The sequence below is a fragment of the Pseudomonas sp. GW821-FHT11D10 genome (assembly GCF_058808435.1).
In genome coordinates this window covers 81,191-103,803 of sequence record NZ_JBXARR010000004.1, presented here as the reverse complement: position 1 = coordinate 103,803, position 22,613 = coordinate 81,191, and the positions used below count along the sequence as shown (strand labels likewise).

Below are 22,613 nucleotides of genomic sequence, written 5' to 3'. Positions count from 1 at the left end.
GCCATGTCATTGGCGCTGTCTCGTTCAGTCTTCGATTTCCAGATCAGGCCTCATTTGCGGTGGTCTCGGCATACCGTCGATGCCGGCAACGTTCAGGCTGTTACCCGTTTCCTGATAGTAGGCTCGAACCCGGGCCAGGCTTCGGGGTGACAGCGGATTGTTGCGCAAGTCGTAGCGGTCACCGACTGTTGCGGGCACATCCATTATTTCTTCCGGTATGTCAGTGATGGCATTGTCGGACAGGTCAAGCTCGTTCCAGTGCAGGTTTTCCAGCGTCCCTTTTGGTATCTCGGTGATCCCGGTATCGCTCAAATCCAGATCGGTCAGGGTGTGCAGGTTGCTGACGTCCGGCGTCAGCCCCAGCGGGTTGTCGCACAGGTTGAGCACTTCGAGTTTGTCCATGCCCGCCAGTGCCGCTACTGACTCGTGTGTCAGGCGGATTTCGCAGTCCGGCAGGCTCAGCGCCGTCAGTCGGTCCATGGTGAAAACATCCTTGGGAATATCGCCCAGATTGCATTCGCGAATGGCCAGGCTGTCCAGGCCGGGAAAGGCTTCAAGGAAGCGCCCGAGCCGTGATGAGTGGCCGACACCCACCAGGAACAGATCCGGCACGTAGGGGAAAGGGGCGCCGAGCGTCGGCAGTTCGCCGATGAAGCTCACGGTATGGCTGAAGCCGTAACTGTCGAGACTTGAATCCTCCATCGGGATCTTGCGCCAGCAGGTCAACAGCGCTTCGGCGAACCGTGAACGCAGTTGCTCCTCACGCAATCGTGCGGTTGGCGACAGTGGCTGGCCATTGAGCGGATCCACAGGAATGTCGTCGCTCCAGCGGGCGAGGCTGCGGGTGAGATCGCTCAGCGCCATTTCCCGACGTGCCACTTCCTGGCGACCGTCGGCCAACGTTCCGCTCAGGCGATAGATGAAGGTGCTGGCCTGATCGTTGTCCAGCGCGGGGTACAGCGTTTGTACCCGCGCGCGATCCGCCTCTTCGGCAAGCACGCCGAGATCACCGCCCGTGCGCCGGAAGTAGGACTTGACCCGTTCGCGAGTCGCGGGACTCAGGGGGTTGTTGCCGAAGTCGTAACCGTTACCGATTTCCGCCGGCAAGCTGAAAATCTCCTCGGGAATCTCACTGATACGGTTGTTGTTGAGGATGACGATTTGAAGCTCGGGATGGTTGATCACTCCATCGGGAGTTTCGGTGATCGCGGTGCCGGTCAGGTCGAGGAAATCCAGTGCCGGCAGGGAGCGGATGTCCGGCGTCAGACTCAGCGGATTATTGTAAAGATCAAGTTTTTTCAAGCGTGTCAGCGAAGCAAGTGTGGCGCGACCCTCTGCGTCCAGCACCACCGCGCAATTGCTCAGTACCAGACTTTCCAAATTCGGCATGCGCTTGAACGTATCCGGTATCTGCTGCAGGCCGAGGTCGCGCAGTTCCAGGGTTTTCAGACCTGTGAACGCGCCGAAGAAATCATCGCGCGCGCGTAACTGGGCATTGCCGGTGATCGACAGAGTGGTGACGTGGCTGAAGTCTGCGCTCAGTGCCGGCAAGTCACCGATGAAAGGGAGGTTGAGGATCAGCCTGGCTGATCGCGCTTCGGGATGGGTTGCTGATCGGGTGCGCCAGAACGCTTGCAGATCACGGCAAAACTGATCGCGGCCTGAATATTCGACGACTTTCTCCTCTTCCGTGAGCGCAACGCTGGTGGACGGGTGTTGTGCCGGTATCTCGCCGACCCATTGGTTAAGCGTCGCATCCAGTTGCTCCCATTCCGTTTCCCACTGACCGATCTGAAGACGACCGTGATCAAGCGTTCCCGGCAACAGATACAGCATTCGATTGGCTTGCTTCGCGTCCAGTGCAGGAAACAGTGCAAGCGCCCGGTCGATGTCCGCCTGAGGCATCGATACCCCGAAATTCTGTCGGTTGCGCTGGTAGCTGGCCTTGATCCGCTCGCGCGTAGCGGGGGACAGCGGGTTTTCACCGAGAATGAATTGGTTGGGCGAAAGCACTGGGCGTTCGAACAGGCTGTCGGGCAGTTCGCTGATCCGGTTGTGCTCGAAGTTGGCCATGATCAGTGTCGGATGCTCGACCAGACCTTCCGGCAGGTGGGTGATGCCGGTGTCGATCAAGCGTACGTGGGTCAGTGCCGGCAACGCCGTCAGCTCCGGTGTGGCGCCCAGCGGGTTGTGGCTCAGGTTGAGAAGCTGCAACCGGGTCATCGATGACAGGCGGACCTGGGTTGATGGCGTCAGGGTCAACTCGCAGTACTCCAGCACCAGACGCTCGAGCGACGGCATGTGCTCACAAGCCTGGGGCAAGTGCTCCAGTTTGAATTCATGCAGTTCCAGATGGCGCAGGCCGGTAAAGGAGGAAAGAAAGCCATCGACATTACTCAGAGTCGGATTGCCGTCCAGGGTCAATTCTGCAATATGGCTGAAATCTGCCGACAGATCGGGAAGCTCGCCGATGAAGGGCAGGTCCGCGATCAGCACATTGCCCCTTTCTGTGGGTTTCTCGGCAAACCGGAAGCGCCACAGCTCTTCGATTCGTTGAGCGAACAGTCTTCTGTTCGTCTGCATCACGAACATTTGTCGGGGATTGAGCAGCTGTCCTGTGCCTGGATGAACATTCGGTCCTGTCGTTGCCCATTGCGCGAGGTCGGCGTTCAGTTGACGGATTTCCGTCTGCCAATGCCGCAGTTGGCTGCGGCCATGCTCCAGTGAACCCGGCAAACTGTAGAACACATCGCTGGCGTCCTGCGCGTCGAGGTCGTGGAACAGCTGCTGGGTGATTTCGATATCCGACGCGTCGGCGAGGACGGCGAAATCCTGGCCGGTTTCACGGCAGTACTGTTTGATCCGTTCCCGCGTGGCGAGGGTCAACGGGTTGTTCGACAGGTCGTAGCCGTCACCGGCCGGGGCCGATAGCTCGAACAAGGCTTCGGGTAACTCGGTGATCTGGTTTTCGCTGAGGATTGCGGTCTTGAGGGTCGGGTGGCCGATCAGGCCTGGCGGGATTTCCAGCAGTCCCGTGCGCGACAGATCAAGGTAGCTCAGAGAACTCAGGGTTTGCAGGTCGGGCACCAGATCCAACGGATTTCGTGGCAGTTCCAGTGATTCGAGTCTGGGCATCGCGGCCAGCGCTGTCAGTGACTCGGCGGTGAAACTCACGCCGCAGTTGTCCAGTACCAATACCTCCAGCATCGGCAGCCCGGTGAGGATTTGGGTCAATTGATCGAGTGCACCATTGCGCAGAAACAACCGCTTGAGCCGGGGAAAACTTTTGAGGAAGGATGCATTGCCGCGAAGGTCTTTGTTGCCGTTGAGGGTCAGCGCAGTGAGGTGGTGGAAGTCGGCGCTCATTTGCGGCAGATCGCCGATAAACGTAGCTTCGGCAGTGAAGACATCGGCTCTGGCGTGAGGATGGATTTTCGAGCGGTGACGCCACAGGCGCAACAGCTTGCCGGCGAAGGTCTCGCGCGCATCCTGTTCGGTAAACCGTTCGTTGGCCTCCAGCATCACGCCGCTGTTCGGGTCGCGGTCGGGAATGTCCCTGGCCCAGCGAGTCAGCTCGGTACTCAGCGTGGCCAACTCGGTTTCCCACACCGTCAGTTGCAAGCGGCCCTGAACCAGTGAACCGGGCAAGCGATAAATCAGGCCGCTGGCCTGGCCCTCGTCGAGATCCGGAAACAGCGCTCTGGTACGAACGATATCGGCCTGTTCGGCGCGAATGCCGAAATTGACGCCGGTGCGAGTGAAACAGGTTTTCACCCGTTCGCGCGCGGCAGCGGAAAGTGGGTTGCCGGAGAAGTCATACCCGGCACCTGCGGCAGGCGAGAGCTCGAAAAGCGTCGCCGGCAGCGTGGTGATCTGGTTGTCGGTCAGCCATGCGCTCCTGAGTTGCGGGTGATCGATCAAACCGACGGGCACTTCGGCAATCCCGGTACGGGACAGGTTGAGATAGATCAGCGAGGACATCGAGTTCAAGTCAAGGCTCCCCCCCAGCGGGTTGTCCTTCAGGTCCAGCTCCACCAGCTCGTTGAGTGACGTCAGCAGCGCCTGGTTTTCCGGGGTCAGAATGATTGCGCATTTGCGCAGCCGTAATTGGCGCAGGGCGGGCAGGGTAGAGAGGCCTTGCGGCAGGCTGCGAAGGTCAAAGTTCTGCAGGTCGAGACGGGACAATCGAGGGAAGTGGCCGATGAAGTTTTCGACGCCTGCCGACGTTCCGCTGCCGCTCAGTTCCAGGCTGATGACATGGCTGAAGTCGGCCGTCAGCACTGGCAAGTCGCCCAGCAGCGGTTCGTTGAAGCGCATGCGGTAGCCAAAACGCTCCGGGGTTTCTCGACGCCAGCAACTGAGCAGCGTGCGGGCGAACATCTGTCGATCACGTCCTGCGGCAGCGCGTCGGGCGATGGACAGTTCCCGCCCGGTTGCCGGATCGACCAGGATCTCCCGGAGCCGCCATTGGTCAAGATCGTTTTCCAGGCGTGCGTACTCGAGGCGCAGGCGCGAGAGCTCGGCAATCGGATTCTCCAGATGGCTTTGCAGGTGCAGCACCATTGCTTGCAGGCCTTCTTGCGTGATGCCGGGAAAAACTTCGCGTACTCGCGCTTCCAGTGAGGGTGGTGAGTCGTCGGGAGGCTGATTGCGTGAGTAACCGTCAGTGCCCACCAGACGCAGGGTATCGACGTCCGATGCCGTTACGGGAGCGCCCGTCAGTGTCTGGCGCAGGTTGGCGCGCGGCAGGGGATTGTCGCGAACGAGTTGCCGAAGTTTCAGTCCTTCGTCGATCTGCAGGTTTAGCGCCTGGCGCTGGGTGTCGGGCAAGGCTTGCAGCACGCTGGTGTAAAAATCCGTCGGGCCGTGCAGTTCCAGTCCGGCCTGGTCGAACGGCTGCCAGGTGCCGTCAGCCCGGCGCACCAGGATTTTCTCGATCGCTGCACCTGCAGGGCCGGTGGTGTCGAGCCTGTTCCCGGCGAATGACAGGTCGCGCACTTCCAGGCTTATGGTGTCTGACCAGCCTGGCAACAGCGGCAGGCTGTGGAGTGCCAGGGTTTCAGCGTCGGGGTTGTGCACAGAGTCGATCTCCAGGCCTTCGTAGGCCCGGGTTATGCGTAATTCGTGCAGTGCCCATTGCGAGAGTTGCTGTTGACGTTCAGGCCACCGGCCTGCGTTGATCTGTTCGATTTCCATGCCGGTGGCGGTCAGCAGCAATTCGTGGATGATGCGAGCGGGCAGTTGCGGTTCGTGCCGGGCGATTTTCATGGCAAGGGGAGAGCTGTGCTGCGACGCCTTGTAGCGCTGCTCGAAGAGTGTCGAACGCTGCCGGATGGCGATGTTCGCAAGCCGGGTACGCAAGTTTCGGGCGCGCACATCAAGGGCGAACATTTGCCCAAAGTCTTCTTCGAGCAGCGTATTGATTTGCGCTTCATCGAGGGTTTGCAACAACGTCTTGAGCAGGTCGCCTTCCGTCAATCTGTCCTGATGGATTTCGGTGAAGGGTCGTTGCGCCTCACTCGAAGACTCCCATACCGTTCTGCCGCGCTGATCGATCAGGCGCAGCCCCTTGCTGGCCGACCACAGTGTTTGTTCCTCGAGCAATTGCAACTGGGTCACCGGATCGGCTTTCAGGTAAACCGCCGGATCATCGCTGGAGAGTTGCTGGATGAGTTCGCCCAGATCCTGATCGATCTTGAAGCGCTGGATGGTTTCGGCCAGTAGCGGTGGCAGACGCTCCTGGTTGACATGCATTTTGCGCAGTGTGTTTTCCGAGCAACCGCTGACCTTGAGAATCCGTTTGCGGCGGGCTGCGGTGAACGGCTCCATGCGGTGGCCGATTCGCCGTAAAAGGGTGTCGGTATCCCATTGCAACGGATTCTCCAGTTCGGTGTGAAACGCGCCTTCGCCGTTATGCCGCATGAGGGGCTCATACGCGTTCGGGCGAGTCGGGTGTTCGATATGCAGCTTGCCGGGGTGTTCGTGATCGTTGACGGCATAGTGCGTGTCTTCGATGGGCACCAGCCTTTTTCCATCATGCAGGTACGTCCCTTGCGCGTCGGCACGGGTGCCCGGTGAGGGGGGCAGGTCACGCGCATAAGGCTTCAAGTCCGGTTTCCAGTACAGGGTTTGGCCGTTGCGCAGTTTCACCGACTGGAAGCGATCCATGAACGCCACCACCTCGGCCGGCAACACCTTGGGCAGCTCGGCCATGGCAATACCGGTACCGATGCCGAAAGCGCCGAGCTGGATCAGTGATTCGAGCGCAGCAAAGAAATGTTCGCAGGCTTCGGTCGTCTGGCCTTCAGCCCAATCGATGACCGATTCGAAGACCTCGTCGAGTAGTTGGTAAGTGATGTACGCCATCATCATTTCGCCCAGAAACGGCACGAACGGCAGGACGACGAAGGTGGCGATTTCCAGGATCGACGCTGCGATACCGACAAACGAATCCCAGCGCCTCCAGCGCGCGTTGCGATCGACCATCGCCGTCGGGACTGCAATGACTGCCGCATCGTTGAGGATCTTGTTCAGCTTGCCCTGGTAAAGATGTTCCCAAAGTTCGCTGGCAATGGGGGTGGCCGCCAATTGCAGGTCGGGCTTTTCGATGGGCGTCTCGCGCCACGGCGGAAGTTGAATGCCGGGCTGCGGTGGATGCCATTTCACCTGGCTCAGGCGCTGGTTGAGCTGGCCGAAGAATTGTCCACGCTGTGCATGGGCGACGAAGCGGCTGAAGAACCGCTGATATTCCACACCGCGCAATTGTCGGATCAGTTCTTTTGCGAGGTCGCCGCTGGAGCGGTATTCCTTGATCGGATGCTCCGGGTCATCCGGTAAGTAGGCCACCATGTTGACGGCGTTTTTCGCGTGTTCGAGGTCTGGGGCAAATATCACGATGCCAGTCAGGGCGACCGACATCAGCGTCAGGTCGTGGCACAGCAATGGCTGACCGTTCATCTGCGCAGTGGATGCGCCATCGAGGAAGCTTTCAATCGAATGCAGATTGGCTTCACCGATATCGCCATTCATCCGCGCCATCTTCAGCGCGGCGCGCAATGCGGTTTTTTGCGCCGTGTTGACTTTGTGCCGCAGCACGGATGAAGCCACCGGGTTGGCGAGTGCGAGGTTGTCTTCCAGATAGTTCTTGTAGCGGGCGCCGATGTCCAGTTCCCGGCACAGACCGGTAAAAGCCGGGATGCCGGGTTTCGCATTGAGTGGTGCCAGCGTTTCGAATTGTCCAGTCTCGCCGGGGCGGGTGATGAACGAGGAGCCGCTGGCGTAGGCGGTCGATGTCGTTTCGCCGGCTTCGAAGTTGTGCAGGGCCGCGTCCAGCAGAGACACCGTCCACGTGCGCGTGCCGGTGGTAATGCCTGCTGCCTTCACCGGGATGTACAGCTGCAGGAAGGTTTCCTTGACGTTCAGTTCCAGGTCGAAGCGCGACTTCAGCGCCTCGGCCAATATCGGCTCGGCAAAGGCGCTGGCGTTCTGTACCCGTTGGAGCATTTGATCGACGGCATTCTGCGCGCTCATGTGCTGCGTTATGGCACTTCTGAGCGCCTGATGCTGCGCCGCGGGTGCTGACTTGACCGGATCGGGCAGGGTGCCACGACTGTTCTTCAAAGCAATGCGACGGGCGAGCGACGCCTTGCCCAGCCATTCGGGGATCGCGTTCACCAGCGGTTCATAGTGGGAAGCGGGGTTTTGCGCGGTCGCACCGGGCGTGGGCGAACTGGCGGGCGGCTGCCCGGTGGTGGAAGGCATCGTTGGCGTCCTTGAGCGTCGAAAAAGAGCTCAAGCAGAGCAAAATGCATCCCGTGTCAGGTGGTACATATGTATGACAGGCCAGCCGTTCGCAATTGATATGCTCGCAGGCCTGCTGAAATGGCTGGCGGCAGTTTAAACTGCGCCTTTGCGACGCTATATGTCGCATTGCCGTAAACCCGGGAAAATCCGGGGTTTGCGCTATAAGAAGTTGTCGCTTGGCGACAAGGCCGGGCTGAAAACTGTCCTTACAATCCCCCCATCGCTCGCCAGTTTCAGGCGGGTGGCCCTCATCAGGAGACTCCGATGTCCGTTGAGCACGCTGCGGTACAACGCGCCGATTTCGACCAGGTTATGGTTCCCAACTACGCGCCTGCCGCTTTCATTCCGGTGCGTGGCGCCGGTTCCCGCGTCTGGGATCAGGCCGGCCGCGAGCTGATCGACTTCGCCGGCGGCATCGCCGTCAACGTATTGGGCCATGCGCACCCGGCGCTGGTCGGTGCCTTGACCGAGCAAGCGAACAAGCTGTGGCACGTGTCCAACGTGTTCACCAACGAGCCGGCCCTGCGCCTGGCGCACAAGCTGATCGACGCCACCTTTGCCGAGCGCGTGTTCTTCTGCAACTCCGGCGCCGAAGCCAACGAGGCCGCGTTCAAGCTGGCCCGTCGCGTCGCGTTCGACCGTTTCGGCACCGAGAAGTACGAAATCATCGCCGCGCTCAACAGCTTCCACGGCCGTACGCTGTTCACCGTGAACGTCGGTGGCCAGTCGAAGTACTCCGACGGTTTCGGCCCGAAAATCACCGGCATCACCCACGTGCCGTACAACGATCTGGCGGCACTGAAAGCTGCTGTTTCGGACAAGACCTGCGCGGTCGTTCTGGAACCGATCCAGGGTGAAGGCGGCGTGCTGCCGGCCGAGCTGGCCTACCTGCAAGGCGCCCGTGAACTGTGCGACGCGAACAACGCGCTGCTGGTGTTCGACGAAGTGCAGACCGGCATGGGCCGCACCGGCAACCTGTTCGCCTACCAGCATTTCGGTGTGGTTCCGGACATCCTGACCAGCGCCAAGAGCCTGGGCGGCGGTTTCCCGATCGCTGCGATGCTGACCACCGAAGCGCTGGCCAAGCATCTGGTCGTCGGCACGCACGGCACCACCTACGGCGGCAACCCGCTGGCGTGCGCCGTGGCCGAAGCGGTGATCGACGTGATCAACACCCCTGAGGTGCTGAACGGCGTCAACGCCAAGCACGACAAGTTCAAGACCCGCCTGCAACAGATCGGCGAGAAGTACGGCCTGTTCACCCAGGTGCGCGGTCTCGGTCTGCTGATCGGTTGCGTGCTGAGCGATGCCTGGAAAGGCAAGGCCAAGGACATCTTCAACGCCGCTGAGCAAGAAGGCCTGATGATTCTGCAAGCTGGCCCGGACGTGATCCGTTTCGCCCCGAGCCTGGTGGTTGAAGACGCGGACATCGACGCCGGTCTGGATCGCTTCGAACGCGCTGCGGCGAAACTGACCCAAGCCTGATTCATGCAAGACCGCCCGGCGTCTGTCGTGATCGACAGGCGCCGGGACCATTTTCCTGTGCCGGGCCTGCCCGGCATTTTTTTCCCGAGTCGGCGCTTTCGCCGACCTGAAGTAGAGAAAGGAGTGACACCATGCTGGTGATGCGCCCCGCGCAAATGGCTGATCTGGGCGAGGTACAGCGTCTGGCTGCGGACAGCCCGATTGGTGTCACTTCCTTGCCGGATGACGTTGAACGCCTGAGCGACAAGATCGCTGCGAGCGAAGCCTCGTTTGCCGCCGAAGTGAGCTTCAACGGCGAAGAGAGTTATTTCTTCGTCCTCGAAGACACCGCCACCGGCAAACTGGTGGGCTGCTCGGCGATCGTCGCGTCGGCCGGTTATTCCGAGCCGTTCTACAGCTTTCGCAACGAGACCTTCGTGCACGCCTCCCGCGAGCTGAAGATCCACAACAAGATCCACGTGCTCTCGCAGTGCCACGACCTGACCGGCAACAGCTTGCTGACCAGTTTCTACGTGCAGCGCGAGCTGGTGGGTTCGCCGTGGTCTGAACTCAACTCCCGTGGCCGTCTGCTTTTCGTCGCCAGCCACCCGGAGCGTTTCGCCGATTCGGTGGTGACCGAGATCGTCGGTTACAGCGACGAGAACGGCGACTCGCCGTTCTGGGACGCGATCGGTCGCAACTTCTTCGACCTGAACTACGCCGAGGCCGAGCGTCTGTGTGGCCTGAAAAGCCGCACGTTCCTCGCCGAGCTGATGCCGCATTACCCGATCTACGTGCCGCTGCTGCCGGATTCCGCTCAGGAAGCGATGGGCCAGGTGCACCCGCGTGCGCAGATCACCTTCGACATCCTGATGCGCGAAGGCTTCGAGACCGATCACTACATCGACATCTTTGACGGTGGCCCGACCCTGCATGCGCGCGTTTCGGGAATCCGTTCGATCGCCCAGAGCCGCGTGGTGCCGGTGAAGATCGGTGAGCCGGTCAAAGGCGCCGGTCGCCAGTACCTGGTGGCCAACGCCCAGTTGCAGGATTACCGCGCGGTATTGCTTGAACTGGATTACGCGCCGGGCAAACCGGTGACCCTGGATCTGGAAGCGGCCGAAGCCCTGGGCGTCGGTGAAGGTGCCAGCGTGCGCCTGGTGGCGGTTTAACGCCTTAGCGAGTTTCACGGGTGGCCACGGCGGCCCGTTTGAGGAGATAGCATGATTGTTCGTCCCGTACGCAGCAGCGATTTGTCCGCTCTGATCGACCTGGCCCGCAGCACCGGCACCGGCCTGACTACCTTGCCGGCCAACGAAGAGCGCCTGACCCACCGGGTCGGCTGGGCCGAGAAGACCTTTCGCGGTGAAGCCAGCCGTGGCGACGCGGACTACCTGTTCGTGCTCGAAGACGACAACGGTCGCGTGGTGGGGATTTCCGCCATCGCCGGCGCCGTCGGTCTGCGCGAGCCTTGGTACAACTTCCGCGTCGGCCTGACCGTCAGCGCCTCGCAGGAATTGAACATCTATCGCGAGATCCCGACGCTGTTCCTGGCCAACGATCTGACCGGCAACTCCGAGCTGTGCTCGCTGTTCCTGCATGCCGATTACCGCACCGGTCTCAACGGCCGCATGTTGTCCAAGGCGCGGATGCTGTTCATCGCCGAATTCCCGCAACTGTTCGGCAACAAGATCATCGCCGAGATGCGCGGCGTGTCGGATGACGCCGGTCGTTCGCCGTTCTGGGAAAGCCTGGGCCGTCACTTCTTCAAGATGGAATTCAGCCAGGCCGATTACCTGACCGGTGTCGGCAACAAGGCGTTCATCGCCGAACTGATGCCGAAATTCCCGCTGTACACCTGCTTCCTGTCGCCGGACGCGCGCAACGTTATCGGCCAGGTGCACCCGGACACCGAGCCGGCGCTGGCGATGCTCAAGAGCGAAGGTTTCAGCTACCAGGGTTACGTCGACATCTTCGACGCCGGCCCGGCCATCGAGTGCGAGACCAGCAAGATCCGCGCGGTGCGTGACAGCGAAGCGCTGGTGCTGGCCATCGGCACGCCGGGCGACGACGCCACGCCGTTCATCATCCATAACCGCAAACGCGAAGACTGCCGCATCACGGCTGCGCCGGCCCGTCTGGCCGCCGGCACCCTGGTGGTCGATCCGCTGACCGCCAAACGTCTTCAACTCAACGCTGGCGATCAGGTTCGCGCCGTGGCGTTGTCCGCTGCCCGGGAGTCGAAATAATGAATTCGCTATACATCGCAGGTGAGTGGCTGGCCGGTCAGGGCGAGGCCTTTCAATCGCTGAACCCGGTGACCCAGCAAGTGCTGTGGTCGGGGGAGGGCGCCACCGCCGCTCAGGTCGAGTCGGCCGTGCAGGCTGCGCGTCAGGCGTTCCCGAGCTGGGCCCGTCGTACCCTGGAAGATCGCATCAGCGTGCTCGAAGCGTTCGCCGCCGCGCTGAAAAACCACGCTGATGAGCTGGCCCGCACCATCGGTGAGGAAACCGGCAAACCGCTGTGGGAAGCCGCGACCGAAGTCACCAGCATGGTCAACAAGATCGCAATCTCGGTGCAGAGCTACCGCGAACGTACCGGCGAGAAGAGCGGCCCGTTGGGCGACGCCACCGCCGTGTTGCGCCACAAGCCCCACGGCGTGGTCGCGGTGTTCGGCCCTTACAACTTCCCAGGCCATTTGCCGAACGGCCACATCGTGCCGGCGCTGCTGGCCGGTAACAGCGTGCTGTTCAAACCAAGCGAGCTGACCCCGAAAGTCGCCGAGCTGACAGTGAAGTGCTGGATCGAAGCCGGTCTGCCGGCCGGTGTCCTGAACCTGCTGCAAGGCGCCCGCGAAACCGGGATCGCTCTGGCGGCGAACCCGGGCATCGACGGTCTGTTCTTTACCGGTTCGAGCCGTACCGGCAATCACCTGCACCAGCAGTTCGCCGGTCGTCCGGACAAGATCCTCGCGCTGGAAATGGGCGGCAACAACCCGCTGGTGGTCGATCAGGTCGCTGACCTCGACGCAGCGGTGTACACGATTATTCAATCTGCATTCATTTCCGCCGGTCAGCGTTGCACCTGTGCCCGCCGTTTGCTGGTACCGGAAGGCGCGTGGGGCGACAGCCTGCTCAAGCGTCTGGTGGAAGTCAGCTCGACCATCGAGGTCGGCGCGTTCGATCAGCAACCGGCGCCATTCATGGGCTCGGTGGTTTCCCTCGGCGCGGCAAAAGCGCTGATGGATGCCCAAGCGCATCTGCTGGCCAACGGTGCAGTGTCGCTGCTGGCGATGACTCAGCCACAGGCGCAGTCGGCGCTGCTGACCCCGGGCATCGTTGATGTGACGGCAGTTGCCGATCGCTCCGACGAAGAACTGTTCGGCCCGTTGCTGCAAGTGATCCGCTACGCCGATTTCGCGGCGGCGATTGCCGAAGCCAACGACACTGCTTTTGGTCTGGCCGCTGGCTTGCTGTCGGATTCCGAAGAGCGCTACCAGCAGTTCTGGCTGGAAAGCCGTGCCGGGATCGTCAACTGGAACAAACAGCTGACGGGTGCTGCGAGCAGCGCACCGTTCGGCGGTGTCGGCGCTTCGGGCAACCACCGCGCCAGCGCCTACTACGCGGCGGATTACTGCGCGTACCCGGTGGCCTCGCTGGAAACTCCAAGCCTGGTGTTGCCGGCGGCCCTGACGCCTGGCGTGAAGATGGCGTGAGGCGCGTTGCGCCTCGATTGCACTCGATTGTTATTTGATGCCTATAAAAACAGATTCTCGTGGAGCCTCGCTGATGAAATCCTATGAAGTCAATTTTGACGGTCTAGTGGGGCCGACCCATAACTACGGTGGTCTGTCTTACGGCAACGTTGCGTCCCAGAGCAACAGCCAGCAATCCTCGAACCCGAAGGAAGCGGCGCTGCAAGGCTTGGCGAAAATGAAAGCGCTGATGGAAATGGGCTTTCAACAGGGGGTTCTCGCACCGCAGGAGCGTCCGGACGTAGCTGCGTTGCGCCGTCTGGGTTTCAGCGGCACCGACGCTCAGGTGATCGAGCGCGCCGCCAAAGAAGCGATGCCACTACTGGTCGCCAGCTGCTCGGCGTCGAGCATGTGGGTGGCCAACGCCGCCACGGTCAGCCCGAGTGCCGACACCGCTGACGGTCGCGTGCACTTCACCGCCGCCAACCTGAACTGCAAATACCACCGCAGCATCGAGCACCCGACCACCAGTCGCGTGCTGGGCGCGATGTTCGCCAACCAGCAGCACTTCGCTCACCACGCCGCATTGCCGGCAGTGGCGCAGTTTGGCGACGAAGGCGCAGCCAACCACACGCGTTTCTGCCGTGAGTACGGCGAGGCCGGCGTCGAGTTCTTCGTGTTCGGTCGCAGTGCGTTCGACACCCGCTACCCGGCACCGCAAAAATACCCGGCGCGCCAGACCCTCGAAGCGTCGCAAGCGGTCGCTCGTTTGCACGGCCTGCGTGACGACGGCGTGGTCTACGCGCAGCAGAACCCGGCGGTGATCGATCAGGGCGTGTTCCACAACGACGTGATCGCGGTGGGCAACGGCGAGGTGCTGTTCTATCACGAGGACGCGTTCCTCGACACCGATCAGATGCTGGCCGAACTGCAAGCCAAACTGGCCAAGGTCGGCGGCAACTTCCAGTCGGTCTGCGTGCCGCGTTCGGCGGTTACCGTGGATGACGCGGTGCGTTCCTACCTGTTCAACAGCCAGTTGCTGTCGCGTCCTGACGGTTCGATGCTGCTGATCGTGCCGGAAGAGTGCCGTGGCAACGAGCGTGTGTGGAACTACCTGCAAGGCCTGACCAGCTCCGGCGGCCTGATCCGTGAAGTGAAAGTCTTCGACCTCAAGCAAAGCATGCAGAACGGCGGTGGCCCGGCGTGCCTGCGACTGCGCGTCGCGCTCAACGAAACCGAGCTGGCGGCCGTCAACCCAGGGGTTATCATGACCGCCCCGTTGTACGGTTCGTTGACCGCATGGGTTGAAAAGCACTATCGCGACCGCCTGACCGAAAGTGATCTGGCGGATCCGCAATTGCTGCTTGAATGCCGGACGGCACTGGATGAACTGACGCAAATCCTTAAACTGGGCGCGGTTTATCCATTCCAGATCAATTGATGACCGGTGCGCAGCTTCATTGCGGTGCACGGTTCCATCTCCCCAAGAGAGCGTAAAACATGAGCGATTCCCTGCAGCTGATCCTTGAAGACACTGACGGCACGCAACTGCAAACTTCCTGCACCCGCGTCGCGGTCATGTGGCAAGGCAAAGAGCTGTGGATCCAGCAGGACGGCCGCGGCCAACTGTTGATCGGCGTGGACGTCGAAGAGGGCGACGAAGAGTACGCCAACCTGCTGTTGCGCCCATTGGCGACTAATCTGGTAAGTCTGCAACTGGAGATGGAACCGGCTGACCTCGGCGACGATGACGGCCACGTGCACGGCCCGGATTGCAATCACGACCACTAAGGAAACCGCTCTATGCTCGCCCTCGGCAAACTGCTTGAACTGACCCTCGCCGGCCGCGAACCGGCGGAGAAGACTCAACTGACTGTCGAAGGCGTGCGCATGCGCTGGTTGAGCGAGGGTGCGCTGGAAGTCCGGCCACCCGAAGCGCGCGACAATGGCCTGGACCTGCTGCTGTCGGCAGGCATCCACGGCAATGAAACGGCACCGATCGAATTGCTCGACCGGCTGCTGCATGACATCGCTCGCGGCGATCTGAAGCCGCGCGCACGCATTCTGTTCCTGTTCGGCAACCCGGAAGCGATTCGCAAGGGCGAGCGTTTCGTCGAGCAGGACGTCAATCGGCTGTTCAACGGCCGTCACGAACAAAGCAGTGGCTCCGAAGCCCTGCGCGCCTGCGAGCTGGAACGTCTGGCGGCAAGTTTCTTCAGTCTTCCTGATCGTCAGCGCCTGCACTACGACCTGCACACCGCGATTCGCGGTTCGAAGATCGAGCAGTTCGCTTTGTATCCGTGGAAGGAAGGTCGCCAGCATTCCCGTCTTGAACTGGCCCGCCTGCGCGCCGCCGGCATGGAAGCGGTGCTGTTGCAGAACAAACCGTCGATCGTGTTCAGCTCCTACACCTACGACAAGCTGGGGGCCGAGTCCTTCACCCTGGAACTGGGCAAGGCGCGGCCGTTCGGGCAAAACGCCGGGGTCAATGTGTCGCTGCTGGAAACCCGTCTGAAGCAGATCATCGAAGGCACCGAGCCAGAGATGGCCGAGCAGGGCCTGGACGGTCTGCAACTGTTCAGCGTGGCCCGGGAAATCATCAAGCACAGCGATGCGTTCCGCCTGAACCTGCCGGCGGACATCGAAAACTTTTCGGAACTGGATGTGGGTTATGTGCTGGCCGAAGACCTGGCCAATACCCGCTGGATCATCGAAGAGCAGGGCGCGCGGATCATCTTCCCCAATCCCAAGGTCAAGAACGGCCTTCGGGCGGGCATTCTGATCGTGCCGACCACTGACGAAAATCTCGCCTGAATCTGAACCTCCCCCACGCCGCGCGCGGGGGAGATCGTTATTGCATCAGACCGCTACAGCACGCGGCTCGGTGCGGCGCAACGCACGCACTTTCTGCAACGTATCGGCGCAGGTCTTCGCCGCTTCCTGACCCTTGTGCACGAAATGCTCGAAGAAGAACTTCTGGTGTTCTTCGCCGGCATGGAAGTGGTGCGGGGTCAGCGACACCGAGAACACCGGCACTTCGGTTTCCAGCTGAACCTGCATCAGGCCGCTGACGACCGACTGGGCGACGAATTCGTGACGGTAGATCCCGCCGTCCACCACCAGGGCGGCGGCAACGATACCGGCATAACGGCCGGTCTTGGCCAGCAGCTTGGCGTGCAGAGGCATTTCAAAGGCGCCGCCGACTTCGAAGAAATCGATGTCCGATTCCTGATAACCCTGAGCGATCATTTCGGCGAGGAAGCCTTTACGGCTCTGGTCGACGATTTCCTTGTGCCAGCAGGCCTGGATGAACGCGACGCGCTCGCCGTGGGTGTGTTTGCTTTTGCTGTCGATAGCGGTGGGTTGCATGTTCTGACTCCTGTTTGTGTGAAAAACAGGGCGTTATGAATCGAAAGGGATTCAAGGGTACGCACGCTCGCGCGAACACGGCGGACGGCCCTTTGGCGTCAATCCCGTTCTCTCTTCATCCGGACTATGACCGTCGGCCCCGGAATCACACCGGGTCTGCTGACCTTGCCGCCGCTCACGTTTTTTGCCGTGTTCGTCACCAAGCGCTCGCGGGCTATGCGCATTGCGCGCAATTACCGCCGGTGGGGAATTGCACCCCGCCCTGAGAACGTTTCGCCGCCCTTTATCGGGCGGCGCAGCGTTTTTAACACAGATTGCCGGACTGTGCATTGCGCCTTTGTGATGATTGCCATCGGATTTTTCGAAGCACAGGAAACGACTTTTCCTTGCGCGAGGGTTGATTAATCCGCGTCATGCCCGCAGTAATTCCTCTTCGTAAAGGGATTTCCCCTGCTGACTTGAGGCCAGGTTCATGAGCGTTATCGATCTTCGCAGCGACACCGTCACTCAACCGACTCCCGCCATGCTCGACGCGATGACCCGCGCCGACACAGGCGATGACGTATATGGCGAAGATCCGACGGTCAATCGTCTGGAGGCCGAACTGGCAAAACGGCTGGGTTTCTCTGCCGCGCTGTTCGTCCCGACAGGCACCATGAGCAACCTGCTGGGCCTGATGGCGCACTGCGAGCGTGGTGACGAGTACATCGTCGGTCAACAGGCTCACACCTATAAGTACGAGGGCGGTGGCGCAGCGGTACTCGGTTCGATTCAGCCACAGCCGCTGGAAGTGCAGGCCGATGGCTCGCTGGACCTGGATCAGGTGGCAGCAGCGATCAAGCCTGACGATTTCCACTTCGCCCGTACCCGTCTGCTGGCGCTGGAAAACACCATGCAGGGCAAAGTGCTGCCGCTGGAGTATCTGGCCCGGGCTCGTCAGTTCACACAGAACAACGGCCTTCAGCTGCATCTGGACGGCGCGCGGCTGTACAACGCGGCAGTCAAGCTCGGGGTCGATGCCCGGGAAATCACCCAATATTTCGATTCGGTCTCGGTGTGCCTGTCCAAAGGCCTCGGCGCGCCGGTCGGTTCGGTGCTGTGCGGTTCGTCGGCGTTGATTGCAAAGGCCCGGCGCCTGCGCAAAATGGTCGGTGGCGGCATGCGTCAGGCCGGATTGCTGGCGGCGGCGGGGCTGTATGCGCTGGATCACAACGTCGAGCGCCTGGCGGATGACCATGTCAATGCGCAGTTGCTGGCCGAGGGCCTGCGCGAGGCCGGTTTCAGTGTCGAGCCGGTGCAGACCAACATGGTTTACGTGCAGATGGGCGACCGCGCCGAGGCGATCAAGGCTTTCGCTGCCGAGCGCGGGATCAAATTGAGCGCTGCCGCCCGCCTGCGGATGGTCACGCACATGGACGTCAATCGCTCGCAAATCGAGCAAGTGGTCGCGACATTCGTCGAGTTTTCGCGCAAGTGACAGCGTTAGCCACCCAATTGACCGTTTCTATCGTATAAACACGCTGTACCCCGCGCGCAGGGCCGATATAATGCGGCCCTTTGCCGTCGTTTCGTCTGTTGACGTTTCGTACAGGCCTTTGGCCGCAGCCTCCGTGGAAGAACCTAATGAAAAGCGCAGAAATCCGTGAAGCCTTCCTTCGCTTCTTCGAAGAGCAAGGCCACACCCGTGTAGCCTCCAGCTCTTTGATTCCGGGCAACGACCCCACCCTGCTGTTCACCAACGCGGGGATGAACCAGTTCAAGGACTGCTTCCTGGGCCAGGAAAAGCGCGCGTACACCCGTGCGACCAGCAGCCAGAAATGCGTGCGTGCCGGTGGCAAGAACAGCGACCTGGAAAACGTCGGTTATACCGCCCGTCACCACACCTTCTTCGAAATGCTGGGCAACTTCAGCTTCGGTGACTATTTCAAGCACGACGCGATTACCTTCGCCTGGACGTTCCTGACCGGTGTCCTGAAGCTGCCGAAGGAAAAGCTCTGGGTCACCGTCTACGCCTCCGACGACGAAGCGTATGACATCTGGACCCAACAAGTCGGTGTGCCGGTCGAGCGCATGATCCGCATCGGCGACAACAAAGGCGCGCCTTACGCGTCCGACAACTTCTGGACCATGGGCGATACCGGCCCGTGCGGCCCATGCACCGAGATTTTCTACGATCACGGCGACCACATCTGGGGCGGCCCTCCGGGTTCGCCGGAAGAAGACGGCGACCGTTACATCGAGATCTGGAACAACGTGTTCATGCAGTTCAACCGCACCGCCGACGGCGTGTTGCATCCGTTGCCAGCGCCGTCGGTGGATACCGGCATGGGCCTGGAGCGGATCAGTGCGGTGATGCAACACGTCAACTCCAACTACGACATCGACCTGTTCAAGAACTTGCTGAAAGCTTCGGCTGATGCAATCGGCTGCGAAAATGGCGATCAGTCGTCCCTGAAAGTGGTATCCGACCACATCCGTTCGTGCGGTTTCCTGATCGCCGACGGCGTGCTGCCGTCCAACGAAGGCCGTGGCTACGTGCTGCGCCGGATCATCCGTCGTGCCTGCCGTCACGGTAACAAGCTGGGCGCCACCGGCAGCTTCTTCTACAAGATCGTTGCGGCACTGGTCGCCGAGATGGGCGAAGCGTTCCCGGAACTGAAGAAGCAGCAATCCAACATCGAGCGCGTGCTCAAGGCCGAAGAGGAACAATTCTCCAAGACCCTGGATCACGGCCTGAAGATCCTCGAGCAGGATCTGCTGGAACTCAAAGGCACCGTGGTGCCAGGCGACGTGGTGTTCAAACTCTACGACACCTACGGTTTCCCGATGGACCTGACCGCGGACATCGCCCGCGAGCGCAGCCTGACCATCGACGAAGTCGGTTTCGAACGCGAGATGGAAGCCCAGCGTGTTCGTGCACGTTCGGCCAGTTCGTTCGGTCTGGACTACAACACGCTGGTCAAGGTTGATGTGGCCACCGAGTTCACCGGTTACACCGACACCAGCGGTTCGGCGAAAATTGTCGCTATCTATAAAGATGGCCAGTCGGTCGACGTCTTGAATGAAGGCGAAGAGGCGGTGATCGTTCTGAATCAGACGCCGTTCTACGCTGAATCCGGCGGCCAGGTGGGCGACTGCGGTTACCTGCAGGCCGGCAACAGCCGTTTCGACGTGCGCGACACCACCAAGACCGGCGGCGCGTTCCTGCACCACGGCGTGCTGGCGTCCGGCAGCCTGACTATTGCTGCACCGGTTGAAACGCATGTCGATGCTGAAGTGCGTCATGCGACTTCGTTGAATCACTCGGCCACCCACTTGCTGCACGCTGCATTGCGTCAGGTGCTGGGTGAGCATGTTCAACAGAAGGGTTCGTTGGTTGATAGCCAGCGTCTGCGTTTCGACTTCAGCCACTTTGAAGCGATCAAGCCTGAGCAGATCAAGGCGCTGGAAGACATCGTCAACGCCGAGATTCGCAAGAACTCCGCCGTTGAAACCGAAGAAACAGACATCGAAACCGCCAAGCAGAAGGGCGCGATGGCGCTGTTTGGCGAGAAGTACGGCGACAACGTGCGCGTGCTGAGCATGGGCGGTGATTTCTCCGTCGAGCTGTGCGGCGGTATCCACGCCAACCGTACCGGCGACATCGGCCTGCTGAAAATCATCAGCGAAGGCGGTGTGGCATCGGGTGTGCGTCGTATCGAAGCGGTCACCGGCGCTGCGGCGCTGGCCTACTTGAACGCTGCTGAAGAACAACTCAAGGAAGCGGCCAGCCTGGTCAAGGGCAGCCGCGACAACCTGATCGACAAGCTGTCGGCTGTGCTGGAGCGCAACCGTGCGCTTGAAAAGCAGCTCGAGCAGTTGCAGGCCAAGGCCGCTGCTGCCGCAGGCGACGATCTGTCGGCCTCGGCCGTGGACGTCAAGGGCGTGAAAGTGCTGGCCGTGCGTCTGGATGGTCAGGACGGCAAGGCGCTGCTGGCGCTGGTCGATCAGCTGAAAAACAAACTCGGCCGCGCAGTGATCCTGCTCGGCAGTGTCCATGAGGAAAAGGTCGTACTGGTTGCAGGCGTAACCAAGGACCTGACTGGCCAACTCAAAGCCGGTGATTTGATGAAACAGGCTGCTGCGGCAGTGGGCGGGAAGGGCGGTGGTCGTCCGGACATGGCGCAGGGCGGCGGTGTCGACGCCGGCGCACTGGATGGCGCACTGGCGCTGACCGTTCCATTCGTCGAGCAGGGTTTATAAGACGGCCCGTCGGGCCCGCAGTCTAGTGGCGGGCCCGGCGGCTGTTTGAGTGATTATTGGGCGCCCTTCATGGGCAGAGGCGGCTTTGAAATGGCTTTGATCGTACAGAAATTTGGAGGCACCTCGGTCGGCACTGTCGAGAGAATCGAGCAGGTCGCCGACAAGGTTAAGAAATTCCGCGATGCCGGCGATGACCTGGTGGTTGTGCTGTCTGCAATGAGCGGCGAAACCAACCGTCTGATCGATCTGGCCAAGCAAATCAGTGGCGAAGATCAACCGGTTCCGCGTGAACTGGACGTGATCGTTTCCACCGGTGAGCAGGTGACGATCGCCCTGTTGGCCATGGCGCTGATCAAGCGCGGTGTGCCGGCGGTGTCGTACACCGGCAACCAGGTGCGGATCCTGACGGACAGCGCGCACAATAAAGCGCGTATCTTGCAGATTGATGACCAGAAGATTCGCGGTGACCTGAAAGCAGGTCGCGTGGTTGTGGTCGCCGGTTTCCAGGGCGTCGACGAGCACGGCAACATCACGACCCTGGGTCGTGGCGGTTCCGACACCACTGGTGTGGCGCTGGCCGCTGCGCTGAAGGCTGACGAATGCCAGATCTACACCGACGTCGATGGTGTCTACACCACTGACCCGCGTGTGGTATCGGTTGCTCAGCGTCTGGACAAGATCACCTTCGAAGAGATGCTGGAAATGGCCAGCCTCGGTTCCAAGGTGCTGCAGATCCGCGCGGTGGAGTTCGCCGGCAAGTACAACGTTCCGCTGCGCGTACTGCACAGCTTCAAGGAGGGTCCGGGCACCCTCATTACTATTGATGAAGAGGAAACCATGGAACAGCCGATCATTTCCGGCATCGCTTTCAACCGCGATGAAGCCAAGCTGACCATCCGTGGCGTGCCAGACACCCCGGGCGTGGCGTTCAAGATTCTCGGCCCGATCAGTGCCGCGAACATCGAAGTCGACATGATCGTGCAGAACGTCGCGCACGATAACACCACCGACTTCACCTTCACCGTGCACCGCAACGACTACCAGTCCGCGCAAACCGTGCTGGAAAACACCGCTCGCGAGATCGGTGCCCGTGAAGTGGTTGGCGACACCAAGATTGCCAAGGTTTCGATCGTCGGCGTCGGCATGCGCTCCCACGCGGGCGTGGCCAGCCGCATGTTCGAATCCCTGGCGAAAGAAAGCATCAACATCCAGATGATCTCGACCTCGGAAATCAAGGTTTCCGTGGTGATCGAAGAGAAGTACCTGGAACTGGCCGTGCGCGCCCTGCACACGGCTTTCGAACTGGACGCTCCGGCCCGTCAGGGCGAGTAATCCTGGTCAATGAAGGGCGCGGTCTGACCGCGCCCTTTATTTTTTGAATGGCGCGAGCCCTGAACTGTTCTTTTGCTCGCGCTGGTCAATACTCAGGCATGTAGGGCTACGATCGCTCCGGTTGTAGGTCGGGTGCCTTTTTTTTGCAGACTGTTGTCCCTGAAATGATTCGCGTGAGGAGAAAGGTATGCTGATTCTGACTCGTCGGTGCGCAGAAAGCCTGATTATCGGTGATGGCGAAATCACCGTGACCGTGCTCGGCGTTAAAGGAAATCAAGTGCGTATCGGCGTCAACGCCCCGAAAGAGGTGGCCGTGCACCGTGAAGAAATCTATCTGCGTATAAAGAAAGAGAAGGACGAAGAACCAAGCCATTAATTTTTATCGATTTTTATGTTTGCAAACGGGGAAGAAGGTGGTTAATATACGCCCCGTGTTGCGGAGAGCTGGCCGAGTGGCCGAAGGCGCTCCCCTGCTAAGGGAGTACACCTCAAAAGGGTGTCGGGGGTTCGAATCCCCCGTTCTCCGCCATTATTTGCTTAGTACGTTGTAATCTGGCTTTTTCTGTAAGTTGTTGAAATTTATAGAAAAAGTGGTTGGAATAGAGATTAGACGGGCTATAATGCGGCGCAACAAATGCACTCGTAGCTCAGCTGGATAGAGTACTCGGCTACGAACCGAGCGGTCACAGGTTCGAATCCTGTCGAGTGC

At 60.7% G+C, this 22,613-nt stretch carries 13 protein-coding genes, 2 tRNA genes and 1 riboswitch; of the genes, 13 read left to right on the top strand and 2 right to left on the bottom strand.

What is annotated here, in order from left to right:
* Positions 1 to 24: 24 nt before the first annotated feature.
* Complete coding sequence (locus tag AC1RT4_RS14135; RefSeq protein WP_493085797.1) at positions 25 to 7,761, bottom strand: dermonecrotic toxin domain-containing protein; 7,737 nt, start codon at positions 7,759 to 7,761, stop codon at positions 25 to 27.
* 306 nt (positions 7,762 to 8,067) lie between these two features.
* Here AC1RT4_RS14135 and AC1RT4_RS14130 point away from each other — a divergent pair, with 306 nt between their 5' ends.
* The 7 genes from AC1RT4_RS14130 to astE all read left to right on the top strand — a co-directional run bounded on the left by AC1RT4_RS14130 (position 8,068) and on the right by astE (position 15,775).
* A complete protein-coding gene (locus AC1RT4_RS14130; RefSeq protein WP_064598809.1) occupies positions 8,068 to 9,288 on the top strand; it encodes an aspartate aminotransferase family protein in 1,221 nt (406 codons plus the stop codon).
* 131 nt (positions 9,289 to 9,419) lie between these two features.
* Positions 9,420 to 10,439 (top strand): arginine/ornithine succinyltransferase subunit alpha, encoded by a 1,020-nt coding sequence (aruF, locus tag AC1RT4_RS14125; protein ID WP_007951057.1) that lies wholly within the window; start codon positions 9,420 to 9,422, stop codon positions 10,437 to 10,439.
* A 51-nt stretch (positions 10,440 to 10,490) separates the two neighbouring features.
* Entirely contained in the window at positions 10,491 to 11,516 is a 1,026-nt protein-coding gene (gene astA / locus AC1RT4_RS14120) for an arginine N-succinyltransferase (protein ID WP_493085794.1), read from the top strand.
* On the top strand, positions 11,513 to 12,982 hold the full coding sequence (gene astD, locus AC1RT4_RS14115) for a succinylglutamate-semialdehyde dehydrogenase (protein ID WP_173940195.1): 1,470 nt from the start codon (positions 11,513 to 11,515) through the stop codon (positions 12,980 to 12,982). The genes astA and astD overlap by 4 nt, the downstream gene beginning before the upstream one ends.
* Positions 12,983 to 13,055: 73 nt before the next feature.
* On the top strand, positions 13,056 to 14,402 hold the full coding sequence (gene astB / locus AC1RT4_RS14110) for an N-succinylarginine dihydrolase (protein WP_085607454.1): 1,347 nt from the start codon (positions 13,056 to 13,058) through the stop codon (positions 14,400 to 14,402).
* Positions 14,403 to 14,461: 59 nt separating this feature from the next.
* Complete coding sequence (locus AC1RT4_RS14105) at positions 14,462 to 14,752, top strand: hypothetical protein (protein ID WP_011335531.1); 291 nt, start codon at positions 14,462 to 14,464, stop codon at positions 14,750 to 14,752.
* A gap of 12 nt (positions 14,753 to 14,764) precedes the next feature.
* Complete coding sequence (gene astE, locus AC1RT4_RS14100; protein ID WP_007951052.1) at positions 14,765 to 15,775, top strand: succinylglutamate desuccinylase; 1,011 nt, start codon at positions 14,765 to 14,767, stop codon at positions 15,773 to 15,775.
* A 45-nt stretch (positions 15,776 to 15,820) separates the two neighbouring features.
* Here the strand turns inward: astE and AC1RT4_RS14095 are convergent, their stop codons facing one another.
* Positions 15,821 to 16,330, bottom strand: a complete 510-nt coding sequence (locus AC1RT4_RS14095; RefSeq protein WP_011335530.1) for a 6,7-dimethyl-8-ribityllumazine synthase — start codon at positions 16,328 to 16,330, stop codon at positions 15,821 to 15,823.
* A 102-nt stretch (positions 16,331 to 16,432) separates the two neighbouring features.
* Positions 16,433 to 16,604: riboswitch (FMN riboswitch) on the bottom strand.
* A gap of 198 nt (positions 16,605 to 16,802) precedes the next feature.
* Between AC1RT4_RS14095 and ltaE the strand changes: the two genes are divergently transcribed.
* The 6 genes from ltaE (at position 16,803) to AC1RT4_RS14065 (ending at position 22,613) form a co-directional block, all read left to right on the top strand.
* A complete protein-coding gene (ltaE, locus tag AC1RT4_RS14090; protein WP_493085791.1) occupies positions 16,803 to 17,807 on the top strand; it encodes a low-specificity L-threonine aldolase in 1,005 nt (334 codons plus the stop codon).
* 146 nt (positions 17,808 to 17,953) lie between these two features.
* The gene (alaS, locus tag AC1RT4_RS14085; protein ID WP_493085789.1) at positions 17,954 to 20,572 is read left to right on the top strand and encodes an alanine--tRNA ligase; all 2,619 of its coding nucleotides are present in this window, start codon (positions 17,954 to 17,956) and stop codon (positions 20,570 to 20,572) included.
* Positions 20,573 to 20,662: 90 nt separating this feature from the next.
* Positions 20,663 to 21,904, top strand: a complete 1,242-nt coding sequence (locus AC1RT4_RS14080) for an aspartate kinase (protein ID WP_007951048.1) — start codon at positions 20,663 to 20,665, stop codon at positions 21,902 to 21,904.
* 187 nt (positions 21,905 to 22,091) lie between these two features.
* Positions 22,092 to 22,280, top strand: coding sequence for a carbon storage regulator CsrA (gene csrA / locus AC1RT4_RS14075; RefSeq protein WP_002554426.1), 189 nt, complete (start codon positions 22,092 to 22,094; stop codon positions 22,278 to 22,280).
* A 62-nt stretch (positions 22,281 to 22,342) separates the two neighbouring features.
* Positions 22,343 to 22,433, top strand: a tRNA-Ser gene (locus tag AC1RT4_RS14070).
* 107 nt (positions 22,434 to 22,540) lie between these two features.
* Positions 22,541 to 22,613: transfer RNA gene (locus tag AC1RT4_RS14065), tRNA-Arg, on the top strand.

Excerpts from the sequence above, each read along its gene's own strand:
- AC1RT4_RS14135 (WP_493085797.1), bottom strand. The coding sequence starts at position 7,761 with ATGCCTTCCACCACCGGGCAGCCGCCCGCCAGTTCGCCCACGCCCGGT.
- AC1RT4_RS14130 (WP_064598809.1), top strand. The coding sequence starts at position 8,068 with ATGTCCGTTGAGCACGCTGCGGTACAACGCGCCGATTTCGACCAGGTT.
- aruF (WP_007951057.1), top strand. The coding sequence starts at position 9,420 with ATGCTGGTGATGCGCCCCGCGCAAATGGCTGATCTGGGCGAGGTACAG.
- astA (WP_493085794.1), top strand. The coding sequence starts at position 10,491 with ATGATTGTTCGTCCCGTACGCAGCAGCGATTTGTCCGCTCTGATCGAC.
- astB (WP_085607454.1), top strand. The coding sequence starts at position 13,056 with ATGAAATCCTATGAAGTCAATTTTGACGGTCTAGTGGGGCCGACCCAT.
- AC1RT4_RS14105 (WP_011335531.1), top strand. The coding sequence starts at position 14,462 with ATGAGCGATTCCCTGCAGCTGATCCTTGAAGACACTGACGGCACGCAA.
- astE (WP_007951052.1), top strand. The coding sequence starts at position 14,765 with ATGCTCGCCCTCGGCAAACTGCTTGAACTGACCCTCGCCGGCCGCGAA.
- AC1RT4_RS14095 (WP_011335530.1), bottom strand. The coding sequence starts at position 16,330 with ATGCAACCCACCGCTATCGACAGCAAAAGCAAACACACCCACGGCGAG.
- ltaE (WP_493085791.1), top strand. The coding sequence starts at position 16,803 with ATGAGCGTTATCGATCTTCGCAGCGACACCGTCACTCAACCGACTCCC.
- alaS (WP_493085789.1), top strand. The coding sequence starts at position 17,954 with ATGAAAAGCGCAGAAATCCGTGAAGCCTTCCTTCGCTTCTTCGAAGAG.
- AC1RT4_RS14080 (WP_007951048.1), top strand. The coding sequence starts at position 20,663 with ATGGCTTTGATCGTACAGAAATTTGGAGGCACCTCGGTCGGCACTGTC.
- csrA (WP_002554426.1), top strand. The coding sequence starts at position 22,092 with ATGCTGATTCTGACTCGTCGGTGCGCAGAAAGCCTGATTATCGGTGAT.